Here is a 20,107-nt window from a genome sequence, read left to right as displayed (position 1 = left end):
GCTCCGACCCCCGCGACCGCCTGGCCCGTGCCCTGCGCATGGACGCCTTCCCGGCCCGGCTCGCGGAGGATCCACGCGGCTTCCCCGCGGGCGTCGCGCCCGGGATCACGGGACTCGTCCCGGGCCCCGAGGCGTAGACTGGAGGCACTCGGCCGGGTCCGCCCGGGGCCCGTCGAGTCCGACTCGAGGAGGTCGCCATGTCCGCCCAGACCCAGCCCGCCGCCACCCGCCGTGAGGACGCACCGCTCGGCGTCCTGGTGGGTGTGGACGGCTCCGACCAGTCCGTCTCCGCCGCCCGCTGGGCCCAGCGCGAGGCCGGCCTGCGCGGCGAGCCGCTGACCCTCGTCACCGCCTACTCGATCCCCGCGTACTGGGGTTACGGCGCGGACGCCGGCGGCGCCGTCCTGGACGACTCCCGTCTCCGCGAGGGCGTGCAGGCCCTCCTGGAGGAGGTCGCCGGCAAGCTCGACGCCGACGGGGTGCGTCCGGAGCTGCGTGTGGAGATCGGGGACGCGGCCGGCGTCCTCGTGGAGCTCTCCGCCGAGGCCTCCCTGCTCGTCTCGGGCGCGCGCGGCCGCGGCGGCTTCATGGGCCGCCTGCTCGGCTCGGTGGCCGCCGCGCTGCCCGGCCACGCGCACTGCCCGGTCGCCATCATCCCCGCCGGGGTCGAGGCCAGCCGCGCGGGGGACAGGACCGCCGTCGTGGTGGGCGTCGACGGTTCCGAGCAGGGCCGTGCCGCCGCTCTCGAGGCCGCTGAGGAGGCCCGCCTCCGCCAGGCCCCGCTGAAGCTCGTGTGCGCCGTCCCGCCCCTGGGCGCGAACGCCGCATGGCTGGCCGTCAGCCTGGACGAGGAGGCCCGCGAGCGGGAGCTGCGCGAGCGCCTCGACGCCGGCGCCGCGTGGATCAGCTCCGAGTTCCCCGGCCTCGAGGTCCTCACCGAGCTCGTGGACGGCACCCCCGTGGACGTGATGGTGGACCAGACCGCCACCGCCCGCCTCACCGTGGTGGGCACGCGCGGTCTGGGCGGCTTCGCCGGTGCGATCGTCGGCTCCACGAGCCGCGGCGTCGCGGACCACGCGAAGGGCCCGGTGCTCGTCGTCCCGTTCCGCGAGGACGTCCGCCTCAGCCGCCGCGCCTCGTTCGGCCCGGTCCAGGACCAGCCGGAGTCCTGATCGTCGCTCAGCCCCAGCCGAGCTCGTGGAGCCGCTCCTCGGAGATGCCGAAGAAATGCCCCACCTCGTGCATGACGGTGACGGTGATCTCGTCCTCGAGCTCGGCGCGGGAGGTGCAGTGGCGGGTGAGCGGGCCGCGGAACACCACGATCCGGTCCGGCATCTGCCACGCGAACTCGGCGCGCTCGGTCAGCGGCACGCCCTCGTAGAGGCCGAACAGCTCGGTGGCCGGGTCCTCCCAGCGCTGCGGCTCGTACTCGTCCTCCACCACCACGACGACGTTCGTCAGCAGCCGGGCCAGCTCGTCCGGGATGCGGGTGAGGGCCGCGGAGACGGCGTCGTCGAACTCCTGCTCGCTCATCCACGTGGCGGCGGGCTGCTCGGGCGACGGGCGGTGGTCCACGGCGGCTCCTGGGGGTGCGGGGCTCCGCGGTGCGGAGGGCGGCCGGCCGGCGGCCGGACTTGCCGGAGGGTGTGCGGCCACCATAGACTCCCAGGGTCCACCTCGGGAATCTCGACATCGGACCTGCCCCTATCGTCTAGAGGCCTAGGACACCGCCCTTTCACGGCGGCGACACGGGTTCGAATCCCGTTGGGGGTACGCAGAACGGCCGCCCTCGGCAGCCGGAACGGCACGTGGAGCGTGGATTTGCACGACGCTCGGAGGCTCTGCTAGAGTTTCCACTCGTTGCGAAAGCGGCGAGAACAACAGAACATGGCCCTGTAGCGCAGTTGGTTAGCGCGCCGCCCTGTCACGGCGGAGGTCGCGGGTTCAAGTCCCGTCAGGGTCGCTCGGATCGTCCGATCACCGGCATTCGGAAACGGAGTCCGGTGACGCATGGTCCTGGTGACGAAGGTCGCCGGGCTCTGTAGCTCAGTTGGTAGAGCGTACGACTGAAAATCGTAAGGTCACCGGATCGACGCCGGTCGGAGCCACCACTTCGAGAAGGCCCCCCGCAGACGCGGGGGGCCTTCGTCGTCCGGGGCGACGGGCCGCTGACAGGGGGAGACGCGGTGGGCACACTGGGTCGATGCCCGATTCCTCCTCCGCCCGCGCGACCGGTGGCGAGACCGCGCTCGTGGTGATCGACGTCCAGCACAGCTACTTCGAGCATCCCGCGCTGGCCGCCCATCAGGCCGAGCTGACGGCGGCGGTCGTGGAACTGCTCCGGACCGCGCACGAGGCCGGCCGTCCCGTCTTCCTGGTGCGGACCGAGCACGCCCGGGACCGCTCCACGTGGACGTTGAACATGCTGGCCGACGGCGAGGGCTTCGCCTTCCCTGGCACCCGGCAGGCCGCTCTGCTCGACGGGGTCGCGGCGGCCGCCCCGGACGCCGTCGAGGTCGTGAAGACCCGGGACTCCGCCTTCCACGGCACCGGGCTGGCGGCCGAGCTGCGGGGCCGCGGGGTGGATCGGCTCCTGCTGTGCGGCGTCTCCACCCACAGCTGCATCGCCGAGACCGCCACGGCCGCGTTCGCCCTCGACTTCCACGCCGCGATCGCGACGGACGCGATCGCCTCCGAAGAGCCGGCGCTGGCCGCGGCGATGCTCGACTTCCTCCGCGCCGAGATGCGTCAGCCGCTCCTCGGGCAGGACGAGGCACTCACCCTCCTGCGCACCGGCCTCGTCCCCGACCGGGGCTGAGGGGCGGTCACAGGATCTCGACGTCGCCCTCGTCCGCACGCGTGCGGTCCTGGGCGTCCTCCTCGATGTGCATGGCGGCGGACTCCGCATTGCGCAGGGAGTCCGGGGCACGTCCCTCCCCGGCCCAGTGCTGCGGGTCGTCCGAGCCGCCGCGCACGGGCTGGCCGTCGCGGCCGTCCTCCGGCTCGGGGTCGCCGGCGGCGTTGGGATCGGCGAGCAGGTCCGTCTCGAGCTCTCGTTCGTCCTCGCGGTCCTCGAAGGGGACGTCGGTCATGGTGCGGGTCCTTCCTCTCACGGGCGGGCCCGTCCGGCGCCGCCGTCGTCGTGGTGCCCCACACCCTAGTGAGGCCGCCCACGCCTCACCAGGGGGCGCCCGCGCCGGGGCCGTGGGCGCGGTCACCCCGCCGGGTGAGACCGTCCACTCGGCCGCGTCTCAGGCAGGGAGCCGGCGTGCGGGACCACGTAAGGTCGGGAGGATGAGCGATCCGACACCGCCCTCGACCGAGCCCATGATCCCCGAGCAACCCGGGAACCATCCGTCCTCGGCGACCGCCCCCGACGCCGGCGTCGCCCCTGCCACCTCCGCCGCGGCCGCCCGCGACCGCGTCCTGCTGCCGTGGGTGTTCTGGCCCTCCGCGGTCATCGTGCTCTCCTTCGTGGGGGCCACGCTGCTCGCCCCCGACCAGATGACCGTGGGCATCGGCCTGGTCCAGCAGGCCATCATCACGAACTTCTCGTGGTGGTACGCGCTCGTCGCCCTGTTCTTCGTGCTGTTCTGCGGCTACCTCGCGTTCTCCCGCAAGGGCGGGATCACGCTGGGCAAGCCCGATGAGAAGCCCGAGTTCTCCACGCTGTCCTGGTTCTCCCTGCTCTTCGCGGCGGGCATGGGCATCGGCCTCGTGTTCTTCGGCATGACCGAGCCGCTCATGCACTTCACCGATCCGCGGCCCGACGTGGCGGCCGCCAACCCCACCCAGGCGGAGGCCGCCCAGTCGGCGCTGGCCACCACGTTCCTGCACTGGGGCCTGCAGCCCTGGGCGATCTACGCGGTGGTGGGCGTGGCGGTCGCGCTGGCCATCCACCGGCGCGGCCGTCCCCTCGCGCTGCGCTGGGCCTTCGAGCCGCTGATCGGCGAGCGCCGCGTGCGCGGCGGCTGGGGCCACCTGATCGACAACATCGCCCTCATCGGCACCGTCTTCGGCGTGGCCACCTCGCTGGGCCTCGGGGTCACCCAGATGTCCGCGGGCCTGCGCGCGCTGGGCATCGTGCCCGAGGACAGCCCCTGGCTCGAGTACGCCATGATCGGCGCGGTCACCTGCGTGGTGCTCTACACCGTGGTCTCCGGCGTGGAGCGCGGCATGAAGTGGCTGTCCAACACCAACCTGATCCTGGCCGCCGGCCTGCTGCTGTTCATCGCGATCGTGGGACCCACCGCGTTCCTGTTCAAGGAGATGGTGCAGTCCCTCGGCTCCTACATGCAGTACTTCTTCGCGAACTCGCTCAACGTCTCCGCGTTCTACGGCGCCGAGGGCGACGCGTGGCAGGCCGGCTGGAGCGCGTACTACTGGGGCTGGTGGATGTCCTGGACGCCGTTCGTCGGCATCTTCATCGCCCGCATCTCGCGCGGTCGCACCGTGCGCGAGTTCATCGCCGGCGTGCTGCTGGTGCCCACCATGGTGGGCGTGGTCTGGTTCGGCATCCTGGGCGGCACCGCGATCTTCCTCGAGACCACCCGCCCGGCCGGGTACACCTCCGTGGTGGGCGCGGACGGCGCCATCGACTCGAACACCGCGCTCTTCCAGGTGCTCGAGCAGCTGCCCGCGGGCACGATGCTCGTGGTCGGCGCCATCATCCTCTCGGGCATCTTCTTCATCACCTCCGCCGACTCGGGCTCGCTCGTGATGGGCATGCTCGCCACGGGCGGCGACGTGAACCCGAAGGCCACGGTGAAGATCTTCTTCGCCATCGCCACCTCGCTCATGGCCGCGGCCCTGCTGGCCGCCGGCGGCCTGTCCGCGATCCAGGTCCTGGCCATCACCATCGGCCTGCCGTTCTCCGTGATGATGCTGCTGATCTGCCTGGCCACGTTCCGCTCGCTCGGCTACTCCGTGGCGCGGGTGGAGGCGGTGCGCCGCCAGGCCATGCTGGCCTCCATCAAGGACCGCCTGGGCCTCGAGTCCGACGACGACGAGGTGATCGACGCCGGCCCCGTGGCGGCGTCGCAGTGGTGGGCCTCGCTCAGCCGCGACCACCAGCAGCGGATCGCCGATGCGGCCGCCGGCGTCCCGGCCTCGGAGGGGCCTCGCCGCACCCGGCTGCGCCGCCACGAGCACTGACGTCCGCCCCCGGGCGCCCTCCCGGCCCCGACGAGAACGGCCCCTGTCCCGCGCGGGACAGGGGCCGTCGTCGTCGTGGGGGTCAGTCCTCGTGGGACTGGCGGGTGCGGACCACCGGCAGGGTGCCGGTGCGGCTGTGGGCCGCGGCCGACGTGCGGGTGCCCGTGACGAACCAGGCGAGGGTCAGGACCGCGACCCACACGAGACCGATGATGAGCGCGCGGCGCGAATCCGGGATGGTAGCCATGGTGATCACCACGGTGGCCACAAACGCCAGGCCCAGGTAGGTGCCGACGTTGCCCAGCGGCATGGGGAAGGGGGACGGCTCCGCGCCCTGCTCCGCGACGCGCCTGCGCATGGCGCGGTGGGACAGGAAGATCATGGCCCAGGTCAGCACCACGGCGAACGAGGCGACGCCGGCCACCAGGCTGAAGGCGTTCGGGTCCACGGTGATCAGCACCGCGCCGAGCACCATCACGCCCAGCGTCACGGCCACGGACAGCCACGGCACGCCGCCGCGGTTGGTGTGGGTGAAGGCCCGGGGCGCCTGGCCGTCATGGGCCATCGCGTAGAGCAGGCGACCGGACGCGTAGATGCAGGCGTTGATCGCGGAGACGGCGGCCGTGAGCACCACGAAGTTCAGCAGGTGCGGGGCGAAGGGGACGCCGAGGCCCTCGAAGATCTGCACGAACGGGCTGGCCTTGCCGTCCACCTGGTTCCAGGGGACGAGGGCCATGATGACCGCCATCGTCAGCACGTAGAACAACAGGATGCGGATCGGCACCGTGTTGATGGCCTTGGGCAGCACCTTCTCCGGGTTCTTGGCCTCGCCCGCGGCCACGCCGAGGGTCTCGATGCCGCCGAAGGAGAACGTCACGATGGTGAGCGCGGTCAGCACGCCCAGGATGCCGTGCGGCAGGAATCCGCCGTGGTCCACGAGGTTCGCCAGGCTGGCTTGGGTGCCGTCCGCGGTGGAGGCGCCGGTGAAGAGCAGGATCACACCGCCGAAGATCATCGCCACGATGGCCCCGACCTTCACGAGCGTCAGCCAGAACTCGGCCTCGCCGAAGTTCCCGACGTGCGTGAAGTTGATCAGGCCGACCACGAGGATCGTGGCGGCGACCCAGGCCCAGGCCGGGACCCCCGGGAACCAGAACGCCATGTACGTGGTGATGGCGGCGGTGTCCGCGATGATCACGACGGCCAGCTCGAAGACGAAGGTCCAGCCGGTCACGTAGCCGGCGAAGGGGCCGAGATAACGGGAGGCATAGGCGGCGAAGGAGCCGGAGACGGGCTCACGGAGCGTCATCTCGCCGAGGGCGCGCATCACGAGGAACACGGCGGCGCCGGCGACGAGGAAGGACAGGATCACGCCCGGCCCGGCGGCCTGGATGCCGCCGGCCGAGCCGTAGAAGAGGCCGGTGCCCACCGCCGTGCCCAGGGCGATGAACATGATGTGCCGCTGGCTCAGGCCGCGGTGCAGCTGCCCGCGGTCCGTGGTGGCCGCGTCGGGCTCGGCGACGCGGGAGCCGGAGGGGGAGGTGCTCACGTGAAGTCTCCGCTCGAAGGGGGTGGATCAGGACACGCCATGGTGACTCGTGACACAGCGTTCATGCCACTTTGTCCGGTGTGATGCGAGTCATCGTGGACGTTACGTCGAGTTCATCCGACCGTGCCGGATGATGTGGCCTCGGCCACCGCTGATTCCTCGCGGAAGATCTGTGGCGCCCCGGCGGGTCCCGGGGCGTGCCCGGCTCAGTCCATGAGCAGCCACGCGGCGGCGTCGTGCGCGAGCTGCCCGTCCTGCACGGCCTCTGCCTCCTCGAGGGAGAACAGGGCCCGGGAATGGCCCGCGGGCAGGTCGACGGGATCGGTCGACAGGTTCGCCATCACGAGCACGGTGCGCGCCGGGATCGGCTCGCCCGAGCCCAGGTGCCGGCCACCGCCCGAGGTGACCGTGAACGCCAGCACCCCGCGTGCGGGGTCGTGGTGCTCGGACCACGCGAACGTGCCCGTGCCCAGGTCGAGCTCGCCGCGGATCTGCAGCAGACGCCGGTACAGCTCGAACACGGAGCCCTCGACGCCGACCTGCCGGTCCGCCGCCAGCGCCCGGAAGGACGCGGGCTGGGGCAGCCACGGCGCGGCGACGCCCTCGGCGGCGGACGCGGGGCCGTCGTCGTCCGCGGGGGTCGAGAAGCCGTAGGACGTCTCGTCCGCGGCCCACGGCAGAGGGATGCGGCAGCCGTCGCGGCCGGGCTCCTTGCCGTCCGTGCGGAAGAAGTACGGGTCCTGGCGATGCTCGGCGGCGAGGGTGGTGTGCTCGGGCAGGCCCAGCTCGTCGCCCTGGTAGATGTACGCGGAGCCGGGCAGGCCCAGCTCCACCATCGCGGCGGCGCGGGCCCGACGGCGACCGACCGCCTCGTCTGGCTGCTCGTCCTCGGCCGTGATGCCGGCGGGGTAGGAGCTCGGGTCGGCGAGGCCGTAGCGGGAGGCGTGGCGCACCGTGTCGTGGTTCGAGAGCACCCAGGTGTTCGGGGCGCCGACCCGGCCGGCCTGCTCGAAGGACCGGTCGATCGCGTGGGTCAGCGAGGCGGCGTCCCAGCCGGCCATGAGGTAGGTGAAGTTGAAGGTCTGGTGCATCTCGCCGGGGCGGACGTACCGGAACATCCGCGAGAGCGGGGCCACCCACGCCTCGGCCACCATCATCGGCTCGTGGTCGTAGGAGTCCAGGACCCGCCGCCAGTCCCGGTAGACCTCGTGGACGCGGTCCTGGTCCATGAACGGGGTGAGCGGCTCGAAGGTGTCCGGGTCGAACGTGGGGTCGGCGTCCTCGCCCGCGTCCGTGACCATGCCCATGCGGGAGTGCTCGGCGTCCGGGTAGCCGGGCTGCTTGATGAGCCCGTGGGCCACGTCCACCCGGAAGCCGTCCACGCCGCGGTCCAGCCAGAACCGCAGGATGGAGCGGAACTCCTCGCGCACCTCCTCGTTCTCCCAGTTCAGGTCCGGCTGCGTGGTGTCGAACAGGTGCAGGTACCACTGGCCCGGGGTGCCGTCCGCCTCGGTCACACGGGTCCAGGCCCCGCCGCCGAACGTGGACTCCCAGTTGTTGGGGGGCAGCTCGCCGTGCTCGCCGCGGCCCTCGGCGAAGTGGTAGCGGGCGCGCTCGGGGGAGCCGGGGGCGGCGGCCAGGGCGGCCTGGAACCACGCGTGCTCGGACGAGGTGTGGTTCGGCACGAGGTCCACGACCACGCGGATGCCGGCCTCGTGCGCGGCGGCGATCATCTCGTCCGCGTCCGCGAGCGTGCCGAACCGCGGGTCCACGGCGCGGTAGTCCGCGACGTCGTAGCCGGCGTCGTGCTGCGGGGAGAGGTAGAAGGGCGAGAGCCAGATCGCGTCCACGCCGAGCTGGGCCAGGTAGTCGAGGCGCGAGGTGACGCCGCGCAGGTCGCCCATGCCGTCCCCGTCCGCGTCCGCGAAGGAGCGCGGGTACACCTGGTAGATCACGGCGTCCACCCACCACGGGGTGACGGGCCGGTTCCGGGCTTCCGAGGGCGGGGTGCTCAGGCGCTGCGTGGTCATGGGATCCACCCTAGGCCCGACGCGGGAGCGCGCGCCCCGCGTGAGCGGCGTCGGCGGCGTGGTGTGCGTCTCGAGCACCCGGGTCGGCCCCACCCCGGTGCGCCGGGGGCCGGCTCAGGTCAGCCTGGCCAGCATCCCGACGGCGGCCCAGCGCCGGTTCAGTCGTTCCTGTGCGACGCCGGCGGTCGCCTCGTCACCCTCCTCGAGCGCGTCGATGAGCGTCCACAGGTCGAAGACGGAGTCGTCCGGCCACACATGCCGCGTGAGGCCGCCGTAGTCCAACTCCACCCACGAGTCGGGGTGGAACGCGCCGAGCCACTCCACCATCACCGTGAGCTCACCGATCAGCTCCGCATCCGGGGCGTGCCGCGCGAGCACCGCCGCCGCGTGCCCGGCCCGCTCCCGGGCGGCCACGATCGGGGCGCGCCGGTACGCCGTGCGCTCGCTGTCCACGAGGCGCTGCACGGGCTCCTCGGGGTCGAACACCGTGAGCCAGCCGTGCGGCACACCCCACGTGGCCGTGCGCGTCTGCACGCGGTGGTGGTCCGGCGCACCGTCCTCGTCCTGCGGGTCCTGGCCCGCCGCGTCCGGGTCGGGGGAGAGGCCCCATTCGTCCTCGAGCGCCACGAGCGCGCGGCCGCGGTTCATGGCGCGTGCCGCCGGCGGGATGGCGGCCTCGTGCAGCCGCGGCAGCATCGTCTCCTCGAGCATGGCCGCGGCCATCTCGGCCCGCAGGCCCCGCTCGTCCGGGCAGTAGAACGCGGAGCGGTGCTCGTCCTGCAGGACCCGCACGAGGTCGTCCTCGCCGGGCTCCGGGAACGGGTCGGCCACGGGCCGGGCGAGGCGACGCCGGGCCCGTTCGGCCGCCTCGGCCTCGACCTCGGCGCGCGTGCGGTGGCCGCCGGCGATCAGTCGTGCCTGGACCGCGTCCGGGAACGCGGCCAGCGGCTGGAAGACGCGCAGGTGCGCGGTGCCGCGCGCGACACCCGGGGGCGGGCCGTCGTCGTCGTGGGTCATCGCGGGCTCGTCCGTGGCTCAGCCCAGCTCGACGACCACGGGCGCGTGGTCCGAGGCGCCCTTGCCCTTACGCTCCTCGCGGTCGATCCAGGCGTCCGTGACCGTCCGTGCGAGGGCGGGGGAGCACAGCTGGAAGTCGATGCGCATGCCCTTCTTCTTGGGGAAGGCCAGGCCCGTGTAGTCCCAGTACGTGTACACGCCGGGGCCGGGGTGGCGCGGGCGCACCACGTCCACCAGCCCGGCGTCCTCGAACGCGTGGAACGCCGCGCGCTCGGCCGGGGAGACGTGCGTGTAGCCCTCGCGCTGGAACAGCTCGATGTCCCACACGTCCTCGTCCTGCGGAGCGATGTTCCAGTCGCCGGCCAGGGCGAGCCGGGTGTCCGGGTCCTCGGCGAGGCGAGCGGCCGCGTGCTCCTGGAGCACGCGCAGCCACTCGAGCTTGTAGCCCATGTGCTCGTCCTCCAGGCCGCGCCCGTTGGGCACGTACAGGCTCCACAGGCGCACCGGGGCGACGCCGTCGGCCGCCTCGGCGCCCACGGTCGCCCCGATGGCGCGGGACTCCTCCTGCGGGTCCACGCCGCCCTTGCCGAAGTGCGGCTGGCCGGGGAAGCCGCGCTGCACGTCGCTCAGGCCGACGCGGGAGGCGATGGCCACGCCGTTCCACTGCGAGGTGCCGTTGTGCGCCACCTCGTAGCCGGCGCGCTCGAAGAGCTCCCAGGGGAAGTTCTCGTCCCGGCACTTGGTCTCCTGGATGGCCAGGACGTCGATGTCATGGCGCTCGAGGAAGGCCTCGACGCGGTCGGCGCGGGCACGGAGGGAGTTGACGTTCCAGGTGGCGATCTTCACCCGGCCAGGCTATCGAAGGGCGCGGACACCGTGGGATCGGCGCCTCAGCGCCACCAGTCGTCGTGGATCGTCACCGGCGTGGTGCGCTTGTGGCGGCTGCGGAGCCAGATGCCCTCGAGCTTCTCCGCGACCTCGGCGGGGACGTCCTTGCCCTCGAGGTAGTCGTCGATGTCCTCGTACGTCATCCCGAGTTCGGCCTCGTCCGTCTGGCCCGGCGTGCCGTCCAGTAGGTCCGCGGTGGGCACCTTGTTCCACAGGGGCTCGGGGGCGCCGAGTTCGCGGCCCAGCGCCCGCACCTGCCGCTTGTTCAGGCCGGCCAGCGGCAGGACGTCCGCGCCGCCGTCGCCGAACTTCGTGTAGAAGCCGGTGATGGCCTCGGCCGCGTGGTCCGTGCCGATCACCAGCTGCCCGTGGGCGCCGGCCACCGCGTACTGGGCCGTCATGCGGATGCGGGCCTTGACGTTGCCCTGGTTGTAGTCCGAGATCGGCTCCCCCACGGCCTCGGCGAAGGCGGCGGCCAGACCCTGCACGGCCTCCGCGATGTTCAGGGTGACGTCCTGATCCGCGCCCACGAAGTCCATGGCCGCCCGGGCATCCGCCTCGTCGTGCTGCACCTTGTAGGGCAGGCGCACGGCGGTGAACCGGGGGTTCCCGCGGGAGGGCACGACGTCGGCGCCCACCCCCGCCTCACCCGGCGGGGTGGTGTCGGGGCCGCCCAGGGCGACGGCGTCCGTGACGCCGAGCTGGGCGCGGCGACGCTCGACGGCGAGCTGGGCCAGCCGGCCGCCCACGGTGGAGTCCACGCCGCCGGAGATGCCCAGGACGAAGCCGGACGCGCCCGTGGCCGCGAGGTAGTCGACGAGGAAGGCCACGCGCCGTTCGACTTCGGCCGCCGGGTCGATCTCGGGGAGGACGCCCTGCTGGGCGATGATCCGCTGTTGGAGTTCACGCATGCCGGTCAGCGTAGGACCGGCCCCGCGCACGGGGACAGGGGCGGTCGGCGACGGCGGCTCACGCGTCCGGGTGCCCCAGATTGCGGGCGATGCGGCGCAGGACGCGGACGGCGTCGTCGATCTGGTCCCGCGGGACGTCCGCCGTCGCCTCGGCACGCAGGGCCTCGACCGCCTCACCGACGCGGGCGCCCGCGGTGCGGCCCGTGGCGGTGAGGGTGTAGAGGTCGCCCTCGACCGTCACCCAGCGGGACTCGACCAGCTCCTCGATCTGACCGGACACCGCGCCGCGCTGCTCCTCCTCGAAGCCGGCCTCGAGCTCGGCGCGGGACTGCGGGGCCACCGTGAGGGTGTTCAGAAACTGCCACTGGGCGCGGGTGAGGCCGTGCTCCTCGAGGCTCTCGGCCACGCGCGCCGCGATCAGGCCCTCGGTGAGGGTGAGCCAGTGCGCCAGGGGCAGGCCGGAGGGATGCTGGACGGCGTCGTCGTGCTGGATCTCGCTCATGGCCTGAGCCTAGCCAGTCCGGGACGGAAGCGGCAGGGGCGGTCGGGCCCGCACTAGCATGGGCGGCATGACCGACGCGCAGACCCCCACCGTCCCCACGCCCGAGCAGGACCGCGAGCGGCTCAAGCAGCTCATCCAGGATCTGGCTGTGGTGCACGGCCGGGTGACCCTGTCCTCCGGCAAGGAGGCGGACTACTACGTGGACCTGCGTCGGGTCACCCTGCACCACGAGGCCGCCCCGCTGATCGGCCGCGTGATGCTGCGCCTGCTCGAGGAGAACGGGATCGGGTGCGACGCGGTGGGCGGGCTGACCATGGGTGCGGACCCCGTGGCCACCGCGATGATGCACCAGGCCGGCGCCGCAGGCCGCGCGCTCGACGCCTTCGTGGTGCGCAAGGCGCAGAAGTCGTACGGCATGGGCCGGCAGGTGGAGGGCCCGGGCGTGGACGGTCGCCGCGTCGTCGTGCTGGAGGACACCTCGACGACGGGCGGCTCCGCGCTGACCGCCGTCGAGGGCGTGCGCAACGCCGGCGGCGACGTCCAGGCCGTGGCCGTGATCGTGGACCGTGCGACCGGCGCCGCCGAACGCGTGGCCGAGGAAGCGGGGGTGCCGTACCTGTACGCGTTCGGCAAGGACGAGCTCGGCCTCGACTGAGCCTCGGACGGCCCCGCGCGCCGCCCGCCTAGAGCCAGTCCGCGCGCTTGAACAGCACGAACAGCGTGAGGGCCACCGCCAGCATGAGTCCCAGGGCGAACGGATAGCCGAACGCCCAGTGCAGCTCGGGCATGCCGTCGAAGTTCATGCCGTACACCGAGCCCACCAGCTGCGGCGCGAAGATGATCGCCGCCCAGGACGAGATCTGCTTGACCTGCTCGTTCTGGGCGATCGACTGCTCGGCCAGCCGCTTCGAGGCCAGCGTCGAGTCCAGCTCGAGGGCGCTGTTGAGCATCTGGCGCATGGTCATCACGCGCTCGTTGATCTGGACGGCGTGGTCGTGGACGTCGCGCAGGCGGCGCAGGTTCTCCACCTCGAGACGCGCCTGCTCGCTGAGCTCCTCGTCCTCCCAGGCGTGGGCGTCGTCGCGCCGGGGCAGGCCGTCGGCGTCGAGGCGGCGGGTGTCCTCGTGCAGGCGGGTGCGCACCTCCTCCTGGAGCTGCTCCACGATGGACGGCAGCGCGCGGATGGCGTGCTGGAAGTTCAGCACCTCGCGGGAGAGCTCGTAGATGCGCCGGGAGACGTGCCCGTCGCCGGCGAAGACCTGGTCCTCGATCTCCGCGATGTCCTGTTCGAGGCCGTCGGCCACCGGGAAGTAGTCGTCCACGACCCGGTCCAGGATCTCCAGGGTGACCTGCCACGGCCCCATCGCGAGACGCTCGCGGCCCTCCGTCTCCAGGGACCGACGCACGGCGGCCAGGTCCGGCTCCTCCGCGTGGCGCACCGTCACCACGTAGTGCTCGCCGGTGAAGACGCTCAGCTCGCCGAACTCCACGGTCTCGGTGCGGTCGATGTAGCGGGCCGGGTGCAGGACCATGAACGAGTCCTCGCCGTAGCGGTCCAGCTTGGCGCGCTCGCCTCCGGCGAGGGCGTCCTCGACGGCGAGCGGGTGCAGGCGCAGCTCCTCCGCGACCGCTTGGAGCTCGGCCACGTCCGGGCGGTACAGGCCCAGCCAGGCCATGCCGCCGGTGCGCTCGCACTCCTCCCAGGTGTCCTCGAGGGTGGAGGGGGCGTGGACGCGCCGCCCGTCCACGTACACGGCGTTGTCGATCATGCTCACCAGGACATTCTCCCCGACGGTGGCCCCCGGCGTATTCCAGGATGCGCGCGCTACGGTGGCGCCATGAAGACTCCGCGCCATGCCCCGCCCGTCGTCCGCGACGGCAAGACCCTGCTCCCCGCCCACGCCGTCTCCACGGCCCCGGTCACCGCATTCGGTCTGATCGGCGGCTACCTGACCGCCCGTGAGACCGGCATCCGCCCGCTCGGCGGCGTCGTGCTGGCAGCCGCCGGCCTGTACGCCGGCCGGACGTGGCTGGCCAAGCGGGGGCCGGCCGTCGCCGGGGGCCTGGCCGCCCTGTACCTCGGCGGCTTCGGCGCCTCCCACCCGCTGGCCAAGAAGATCGGCGCGTGGCCGGCCGTGCTCTCCGTGGCCGCGGTGTCCGCCGGGGCCGCCTGGGCCGCCGTCGACCGGTCCGAGGCCGGCCGCTGAACGAGCCCGCGCCGGCCGAGGAAGGCCCCGCGCCCCGTGAGGTCGGCGTCGGGCCGTGGCTCGGCCCGTGGCCGGAGGACCCCCGCCACGACCCGGAGCTGCTCGCGCACGGCGACCGCCGCAACGTCCTCGACCGCTACCGCTACTGGCGCCTCGAGGCGATCGTCGCGGACCTCGACGCGCGGCGGCACCCGTTCCACGTGGCCATCGAGAACTGGCAGCACGACCTGAACATCGGCACCGTCGTGCGCACCGCCAACGCGTTCAACGCCGCCGGGGTGCACATCATCGGGCGGCGCCGCTGGAACCGGCGCGGCGCCATGGTCACCGACCGCTACCTGCACGTGCGTCACCACGAGACGGTGGCGGCGTTCACCGCGTGGGCGGCGGGGGAGGGGCTGCCCGTGCTCGGCGTGGACCTGTTCCCCGAGTCGGTGCCGGTGGAGACCTTCGACTTCCCGCGTGCCTGCGTGCTCGTCTTCGGGCAGGAGGGGCCGGGACTCTCGGCGGAGGTGCGGGCGGCGTCGAGCGCGGTGTTGTCCATCGCGCAGTACGGCTCCACCCGCTCGATCAACGCGGGCGTGGCCGCCGGCATCGCGATGCACGCGTGGATCCGGCAGCACGCGGCCGTCCCCTGAGTCCGGCGCGAGCCAGACGATTCCGCGCTGAAAGGAGCCTCTGGACCGCAGATTCGTCTGGCTCGCGGCGCAGGATGGCGCAGGACCGCGCAGGACCGCGCCGCCGATGACGTGCGGCGTGACGGCGTCAGCCCGCGAAGGGGCGGGCCGGCAGGCCCGTCACCCCCGGGCGGACGGCGAACAGGGCCCCGGCCAGCGGGTCCTCGCCGCGCTCCAGGTTCTCCCAGGAGGTGGTGATGTAGAGGGTGCCGAGGTCGTCGCCGCCGAAGGTGCACGCCGTGGTCTTCTGCACGGGCACCTCGACCACCTCGTCGAGCGTCCCCTCGGGCGTGTACCGGTGGATCTGCCCGTGGCTGATCACGGCCACCCAGATCCCGCCCTCGGCGTCCACGGTGAGTCCGTCCGGCTTGCCCTCCCCGTCGAGCACGTCCACGAGCACGCGCCGGTTCGTCAGGCCCTCCTCGCGGGAGTAGTCGAACACGGCCACCTGCCGCGTGGGGGTGTCGTTGTAGTAGGCCAGCGTGCCGTCCGGGCTCCACTCCAGGCCGTTGGACGTCGTCGCGCCGGTCAGCACGACGTCCACCTCGCCGGCGCCGCCGTCGGGTCCGGGGGCGAGCCGGTAGAGGTTCGCGGCGCCGGGGGTCTTGGCGTACGCCATGGTGCCGCAGTGGAACCGGCCGTCCGGGTCGCAGCCGCCCTCGTTCATCCGGATCCCGGCGTCCGCGCCCCACAGCTCAGGCAGCGTCGTCAGCTCGCCCTCGGGCGAGATCAGGGCGAAGCCCCGCTCCACCGCGACGACGGCGCCACCCCCCGCACGCGGGCGCAGCGCGGCGGCCACGTCGCCGACGTGCGTGCGGTCCACCGTGCCGTCGGCGCGCAGGGACAGGACGTCCCCGGCGAGCATGTCCACCCAGCGCAGGCCGCCGCCGGCGGTCACGCCCTCGGCGGCGGCGCCCCAGGAGGCGGCCCAGACGGGGCCCTCGCCGTGGTAGGCGATGGGATCGGTGACCTGCTCGGCGCGCATGACTGCTCCTTCGGTGGGCGGGACGGTCCTGGCCCCGACGCTAGCCGAGGCTCAGAACCACCCGCACGAGTCGGCGGTCCAGCGGTCGGCGAGGGCCGCGTCCAGGAACGCCCCCATCCGCGGCAGCGCGGCCACGTGGCCGCCCACGTGGGTCGGGGTGAGGAGCGGGTCGAAGCGCACCCGCGCACCCTGCGCGCACCAGCGGCGGCCCAGGTCGCGGCCGGTCCGGTACGGGATGACGTCGTCCGTGACGGAGTGCGCGATCAGCACCGGCACCTCGGGGCGGCGGCCCTGCGCGCCGATCCGCTGCTCGGCGAGGATCCCGCCCAGCTCGGCGTCGGAGCGGACGAGCTCAGGGAAGTCCTGCCCCGTGCGGGTCAGCGTGGCGGAGTCGAGGTGCGCGTGGGCGAGGCTGTCCGTCACACAGGTCTCGGCCGCGCCGGCGAGGGCCGCCAGGCCGGTCTCGTTGAGGTGCGTGGCCGGGTCCACGTCGTACGCGGCGAGCTGCCCGGCCATCGCGTAGAGCAGGAAGGCCGCGTAGAGACCGCCGTCGATCCGGTCCGCGACCTGCACGAGGTCGGCCGGCGGGGCGCCCGCGTAGGCGCCCTTGAGGTCCAGCTCCGGGGCATAGTCGGGCGCGAGCTCGGCGGCGGCCGCGGTCGCCCCGCCGCCCTGCGAGTAGCCCGCGAGCGCGACCGGCGCGGTCGCGGTGACGCCCGACCCCGACACCTGGGCGGCCGCGCGCACCGCGTCGAGGACGGCGTGCGCCTGGGCCTCCCGGACCATGTAGGTGTGCGTGCCCGGGGTGCCCAGGCCCTCGTAGTCGGTGACCACCACGGCGTGGCCGCGGCTCAGCAGGGACGTGATCCCGACGCCCTCGTACTGCACGCCGGTGGAGAGGGTGCGGGAGGGGGCGCAGCGGTCCGCCGCGCCCTGGGTGCCCACCGCGTAGCCGATCACGGGGCGCTCGCCGGCGCCCGTCCACGGGGCGGTGGGGGTCAGCACGGTGCCGGTCACGGCGATGGGTCGGCCCTGGGCGTCCTGCGAGGCGTACATGATGCGCGTGGCGTGCGCCGGCACCTGCACCAGTCGCACCGGGTCCAGGTAGAAGGCGGTGGGCTCGGTGCGGATCAGGGCGCCGGGGGTCGAGGGCAGGGTGGTGGGCGGCAGGTAGAAGGGGTCGTCGGCCGAGGCGGCCGCCAGGGCGTCCCGGGCCGCGTTCCAGCGGGCGTCCTCGGCCGTCGTGGCCGGCTGCGAGAGGTCCTCGACGGCGGAGCTCACCTCCGGCGCGTCGGGGGCCATGGTGGTCTCCGGTCTCTGGGATGCAGATGTGACGCATCTCACCCTAGGCCAGCGACGGGGCCGTGCCCAGGTTGGCGTCGCCGTCGGGCCCGGGGCCCTGGGGCGGGTCCGGCCGCGCGGATAGGATGAGCCCGAGGGTGTCGCGCCCGCCGCGCTCCCCCGCCTGCCTGAGTCGACGACGCCTAGGAGCTGCAGCATGCCCATCGCATCCCCGGAGAAGTACGCCGAGATGATCGACGCCGCCAAGAACGGCGCCTTCGCCTACCCGGCGATCAACGTCACCAGCTCCCAGACCCTGAACGCCGCCATCCGCGGCTTCGCCGAGGCCGGCTCGGACGGCATCATCCAGGTCTCCACCGGCGGTGCCGCCTACTTCTCCGGCTCCTCCGTGAAGGACATGGTCGCCGGCTCGCTGGCGTTCGCCGCGTTCGCGCGCGAGGTCGCCAAGAAGCACTCCGTGAACATCGCCCTGCACACGGACCACTGCCCCCAGGACAAGCTCGAGGACTTCGTCCTGCCCCTGCTGGACGCCTCCGAGGCCGAGGTGAAGGCCGGGCGCGACCCGATCTTCAACTCCCACATGTGGGACGGCTCCGCCGAGACCCTCGAGGAGAACCTGCGGATCGGCCGCGAGCTGCTCGCCCGCACCCACGCCAACAAGCAGATCCTCGAGGTGGAGATCGGCGTCGTGGGCGGCGAGGAGGACGGCGTGGCCCACGAGATCAACGAGAAGCTCTACACCACCGTGGCGGACGGCATCGCCACGGTGGAGGCACTCGGCCTCGGCGAGAACGGTCGCTACCTCACCGCGCTGACCTTCGGCAACGTGCACGGTGTCTACAAGCCAGGCAACGTGAAGCTGCGCCCGGAGATCCTGCAGGAGATCCAGCAGGCCGTGGGTGAGAAGTTCGGCAGGGAGCGCCCGTTCGACCTCGTGTTCCACGGCGGCTCCGGCTCCGCCGCCCAGGAGATCGCCGACTCGGTGGAGTACGGCGTCGTGAAGATGAACGTGGACACGGACACCCAGTACGCGTTCACCCGACCCGTGGCCGGGCACATGTTCGAGAACTACGACGGCGTCCTGAAGGTCGACGGCGAGGTCGGCGACAAGAAGCAGTACGACCCCCGCGTGTGGGGCGCCAAGGCCGAGGAGGCCATGGCCGCCCGCGTGGTCCAGGCCTGCACCGAGCTGAACTCGGCCGGCAAGAGCATCGGCTGACCCCGCCGTCCGCCGCGCCGGCCCGCACCCTCGCGTGAGGGTGCGGGCCGGCGTCGTCCTCAGCCCTCCCGCTCCTCCTGGGCCTGGAGGAACTCGAAGACCTCACGCTCGTCCACACCGGGGAAGGTCTGCGTGGGCATGGCCGCCAGCAGATGCGCGTGCATGCGGGCCGCGGGCCACACGTGCCCGCCCCACGCGGCCTCGAGCTCGGGGTCGGGGCGGCGGCAGCAGCGCGGATCGGGGCACGTGGAGGTGACCCGGTGGCGGGTGTCCGCGCCGCGGAAGTGCCGGGCATGCTCGAACGGGGTGCCCACGGAGAGGGCGAACAGCCCGTCGGGGCCGTTCTCGATCATCGAGGTGCACCAGAACGTCCCGTTGGGCGAGTCCGTGTACTGCGTGTGGGCGCGGAACCGGTCGTTGCGGGAGAAGGCCTGCCGTGCGCCCCACTTCCGGCACGCCTGCTGGCCCTCGATCGCACCGGTGTGGTCGGCGGGGAACACGATCCCGTCGTTCTCGTAGGCCTTGTGGATCACCCCGGTCTCGTGGACCTTCTGGAAGTGGCAGCGGATGCCCAGGTCCACGGTGGCCAGGTTGGTGAACCGGTGCGCGGCGGCCTCGTAGGAGACGCCGAACGCGTCCTTCAGGTCGTCCACGGACAGGTCCCGGCGCTTCTGGGCGGCCCGCAGCAGCGACGACGCCGCCCGCTGCGGCATGAGCAGCGCGCCCGCCAGGTAGTTCACCGCCACACGCTGGGCGAGGAAGTCCTCGTAGTCCCGCGGCTCGCCGTGGCCCAGGACGGCGGCGGCGAGGGCCTGGAGCACCACGGTGCGGCGGTCATGGTCTGAGGAGCGGGAGCCGCTGATGTGGATGCGCCCGTGCTTGAGGTCCGTGACGGAGCGCGTGGAGTGCGGCAGGTCCGGGACGAAGCGCAGGGTGAAGCCGAGGTGCTCGGCCAGCTCCGAGACCGCGTGCAGGCCCAGCGGCCCGCCCGTGTGGCCGATCGCGTCGAGCAGCCGATGCGCCTCGGCCTCGAGGTCGGGGTAGTGGTTGTCCACCGCGCGCATCCGGGCGCGCAGCTGGGCGTTGGCGCGGCGCGCCTCCTCGGGGGTGGCGGCCTGCTCCTCCAGGCGACGGCGCAGCTCGGCCTCCAGCCCCGCGATCACCTCGAGGACCTCGGTGGGGGTGCGGGGCCCGATGCGCAGCGGGGGCAGGCCGAGGGAGGCGTAGTGCTCCGAGCGCGCGAACCGTTCGACCTCGATCTCCAGTTCGGCCCGCCGGGTGGGGGCCCGGCCGGTGAGCAGGTCCTCGACCGGCACGCCCAGGACCTCGGCGATCCGCTGGACCAGCGAGAGCCGCGGCTCGCGGCGGGCGTTCTCCACGAGGGACAGGTGCGAGCCGCTCACTCCCGTGTGCTCCGCGAGCTGGTCCAGGGTGAGGCCGGCCTGCTTGCGCAGGTGCCGGACGCGGCGGCCCAGCGCGACGGCGTCCACGGTCGCGCTGTCCTCGGGAAGCGGGCGGGTCATCATGCGCGGAACTGTAGACGGAACCGGGGAGGAGATCACGTGTTTCGGAAAGAAAGTCACATTCTTGACAAGCGGGGGGCCGTTGCCGTGATCCAGACCACACCGGGGCGCAAGGACTGTCACGTTCTGACCCAGTGGCAGGA

General features: G+C 73.0%; 19 protein-coding genes and 3 tRNA genes. 10 read left to right on the top strand and 12 right to left on the bottom strand.

What is annotated here, in order from left to right; genetic code table 11:
• The first annotated feature begins 197 nt into the window (after positions 1–197).
• A complete protein-coding gene (locus J1M38_RS03950) occupies positions 198–1,172 on the top strand; it encodes a universal stress protein (protein WP_044658646.1) in 975 nt (324 codons plus the stop codon).
• Positions 1,173–1,179: 7 nt separating this feature from the next.
• Here J1M38_RS03950 and J1M38_RS03945 read toward each other — a convergent pair whose 3' ends face one another.
• Complete coding sequence (locus tag J1M38_RS03945) at positions 1,180–1,575, bottom strand: metallopeptidase family protein (protein ID WP_002856128.1); 396 nt, start codon at positions 1,573–1,575, stop codon at positions 1,180–1,182.
• Between the two features lie 125 nt (positions 1,576–1,700).
• Between J1M38_RS03945 and J1M38_RS03940 the strand changes: the two genes are divergently transcribed.
• The 4 genes from J1M38_RS03940 (at position 1,701) to J1M38_RS03925 (ending at position 2,818) form a co-directional block, all read left to right on the top strand.
• A tRNA-Glu gene (locus J1M38_RS03940) sits at positions 1,701–1,773 on the top strand.
• Positions 1,774–1,889: 116 nt separating this feature from the next.
• A tRNA-Asp gene (locus J1M38_RS03935) sits at positions 1,890–1,963 on the top strand.
• A 72-nt stretch (positions 1,964–2,035) separates the two neighbouring features.
• A tRNA-Phe gene (locus J1M38_RS03930) sits at positions 2,036–2,111 on the top strand.
• Positions 2,112–2,203: 92 nt separating this feature from the next.
• Positions 2,204–2,818: a cysteine hydrolase family protein gene (locus J1M38_RS03925; protein ID WP_206481408.1), complete on the top strand. Its 615-nt coding sequence runs from the start codon at positions 2,204–2,206 to the stop codon at positions 2,816–2,818.
• 7 nt (positions 2,819–2,825) lie between these two features.
• On the opposite strand, the gene J1M38_RS03920 is transcribed toward J1M38_RS03925, so the two are convergent.
• Entirely contained in the window at positions 2,826–3,092 is a 267-nt protein-coding gene (locus tag J1M38_RS03920; RefSeq protein ID WP_002856131.1) for a hypothetical protein, read from the bottom strand.
• Between the two features lie 202 nt (positions 3,093–3,294).
• Between J1M38_RS03920 and J1M38_RS03915 the strand changes: the two genes are divergently transcribed.
• Positions 3,295–5,154 carry a BCCT family transporter gene (locus tag J1M38_RS03915; protein WP_134416820.1) on the top strand — a complete coding sequence of 620 codons (1,860 nt, stop codon included), beginning with the start codon at positions 3,295–3,297 and terminating at the stop codon, positions 5,152–5,154.
• 82 nt (positions 5,155–5,236) lie between these two features.
• Here the strand turns inward: J1M38_RS03915 and J1M38_RS03910 are convergent, their stop codons facing one another.
• From J1M38_RS03910 to J1M38_RS03885, 6 genes are all read right to left on the bottom strand, one after another.
• Positions 5,237–6,703: an amino acid permease gene (locus J1M38_RS03910; protein ID WP_134416819.1), complete on the bottom strand. Its 1,467-nt coding sequence runs from the start codon at positions 6,701–6,703 to the stop codon at positions 5,237–5,239.
• Positions 6,704–6,909: 206 nt separating this feature from the next.
• A complete protein-coding gene (locus J1M38_RS03905; protein WP_134416818.1) occupies positions 6,910–8,733 on the bottom strand; it encodes an alpha-amylase family glycosyl hydrolase in 1,824 nt (607 codons plus the stop codon).
• Between the two features lie 114 nt (positions 8,734–8,847).
• Positions 8,848–9,750 carry a hypothetical protein gene (locus tag J1M38_RS03900; RefSeq protein WP_206481409.1) on the bottom strand — a complete coding sequence of 301 codons (903 nt, stop codon included), beginning with the start codon at positions 9,748–9,750 and terminating at the stop codon, positions 8,848–8,850.
• An 18-nt stretch (positions 9,751–9,768) separates the two neighbouring features.
• Positions 9,769–10,596 (bottom strand): exodeoxyribonuclease III, encoded by an 828-nt coding sequence (locus J1M38_RS03895; protein WP_119217604.1) that lies wholly within the window; start codon positions 10,594–10,596, stop codon positions 9,769–9,771.
• Positions 10,597–10,640: 44 nt separating this feature from the next.
• Positions 10,641–11,549 carry an ammonia-dependent NAD(+) synthetase gene (gene nadE / locus J1M38_RS03890; RefSeq protein WP_206481410.1) on the bottom strand — a complete coding sequence of 303 codons (909 nt, stop codon included), beginning with the start codon at positions 11,547–11,549 and terminating at the stop codon, positions 10,641–10,643.
• Between the two features lie 58 nt (positions 11,550–11,607).
• A complete protein-coding gene (locus J1M38_RS03885) occupies positions 11,608–12,051 on the bottom strand; it encodes a MarR family winged helix-turn-helix transcriptional regulator (protein WP_036340247.1) in 444 nt (147 codons plus the stop codon).
• 58 nt (positions 12,052–12,109) lie between these two features.
• Between J1M38_RS03885 and pyrE the strand changes: the two genes are divergently transcribed.
• On the top strand, positions 12,110–12,706 hold the full coding sequence (gene pyrE, locus J1M38_RS03880) for an orotate phosphoribosyltransferase (RefSeq protein WP_041103612.1): 597 nt from the start codon (positions 12,110–12,112) through the stop codon (positions 12,704–12,706).
• 28 nt (positions 12,707–12,734) lie between these two features.
• On the opposite strand, the gene J1M38_RS03875 is transcribed toward pyrE, so the two are convergent.
• Positions 12,735–13,826 (bottom strand): magnesium and cobalt transport protein CorA, encoded by a 1,092-nt coding sequence (locus J1M38_RS03875; RefSeq protein WP_315899729.1) that lies wholly within the window; start codon positions 13,824–13,826, stop codon positions 12,735–12,737.
• A 63-nt stretch (positions 13,827–13,889) separates the two neighbouring features.
• On the opposite strand from J1M38_RS03875, the gene J1M38_RS03870 reads away from it, so the two are divergent.
• Complete coding sequence (locus tag J1M38_RS03870) at positions 13,890–14,258, top strand: hypothetical protein (protein WP_020626754.1); 369 nt, start codon at positions 13,890–13,892, stop codon at positions 14,256–14,258.
• Entirely contained in the window at positions 14,255–14,896 is a 642-nt protein-coding gene (locus J1M38_RS03865) for an RNA methyltransferase (protein WP_241246462.1), read from the top strand. Before J1M38_RS03870 ends, J1M38_RS03865 begins: the two co-directional genes overlap by 4 nt.
• Before the next feature lie 127 nt (positions 14,897–15,023).
• On the opposite strand, the gene J1M38_RS03860 is transcribed toward J1M38_RS03865, so the two are convergent.
• Both J1M38_RS03860 and J1M38_RS03855 read right to left on the bottom strand, forming a co-directional pair.
• The gene (locus tag J1M38_RS03860) at positions 15,024–15,920 is read right to left on the bottom strand and encodes an SMP-30/gluconolactonase/LRE family protein (RefSeq protein WP_078025971.1); all 897 of its coding nucleotides are present in this window, start codon (positions 15,918–15,920) and stop codon (positions 15,024–15,026) included.
• A gap of 51 nt (positions 15,921–15,971) precedes the next feature.
• Positions 15,972–17,222, bottom strand: a complete 1,251-nt coding sequence (locus J1M38_RS03855; protein ID WP_241246458.1) for a lipase family protein — start codon at positions 17,220–17,222, stop codon at positions 15,972–15,974.
• Positions 17,223–17,418: 196 nt separating this feature from the next.
• On the opposite strand from J1M38_RS03855, the gene fbaA reads away from it, so the two are divergent.
• A complete protein-coding gene (gene fbaA / locus J1M38_RS03850; RefSeq protein ID WP_036341084.1) occupies positions 17,419–18,441 on the top strand; it encodes a class II fructose-bisphosphate aldolase in 1,023 nt (340 codons plus the stop codon).
• A gap of 59 nt (positions 18,442–18,500) precedes the next feature.
• Here the strand turns inward: fbaA and J1M38_RS03845 are convergent, their stop codons facing one another.
• On the bottom strand, positions 18,501–19,967 hold the full coding sequence (locus J1M38_RS03845; protein WP_051995313.1) for a helix-turn-helix domain-containing protein: 1,467 nt from the start codon (positions 19,965–19,967) through the stop codon (positions 18,501–18,503).
• Positions 19,968–20,107 lie beyond the last annotated feature (140 nt).

Source organism: Micrococcus sp. KRD070 (assembly GCF_017168435.1).
Classification (GTDB): domain Bacteria; phylum Actinomycetota; class Actinomycetes; order Actinomycetales; family Micrococcaceae; genus Micrococcus; species Micrococcus luteus.
This window is presented reverse-complemented; position numbering and strand designations above follow the sequence as displayed.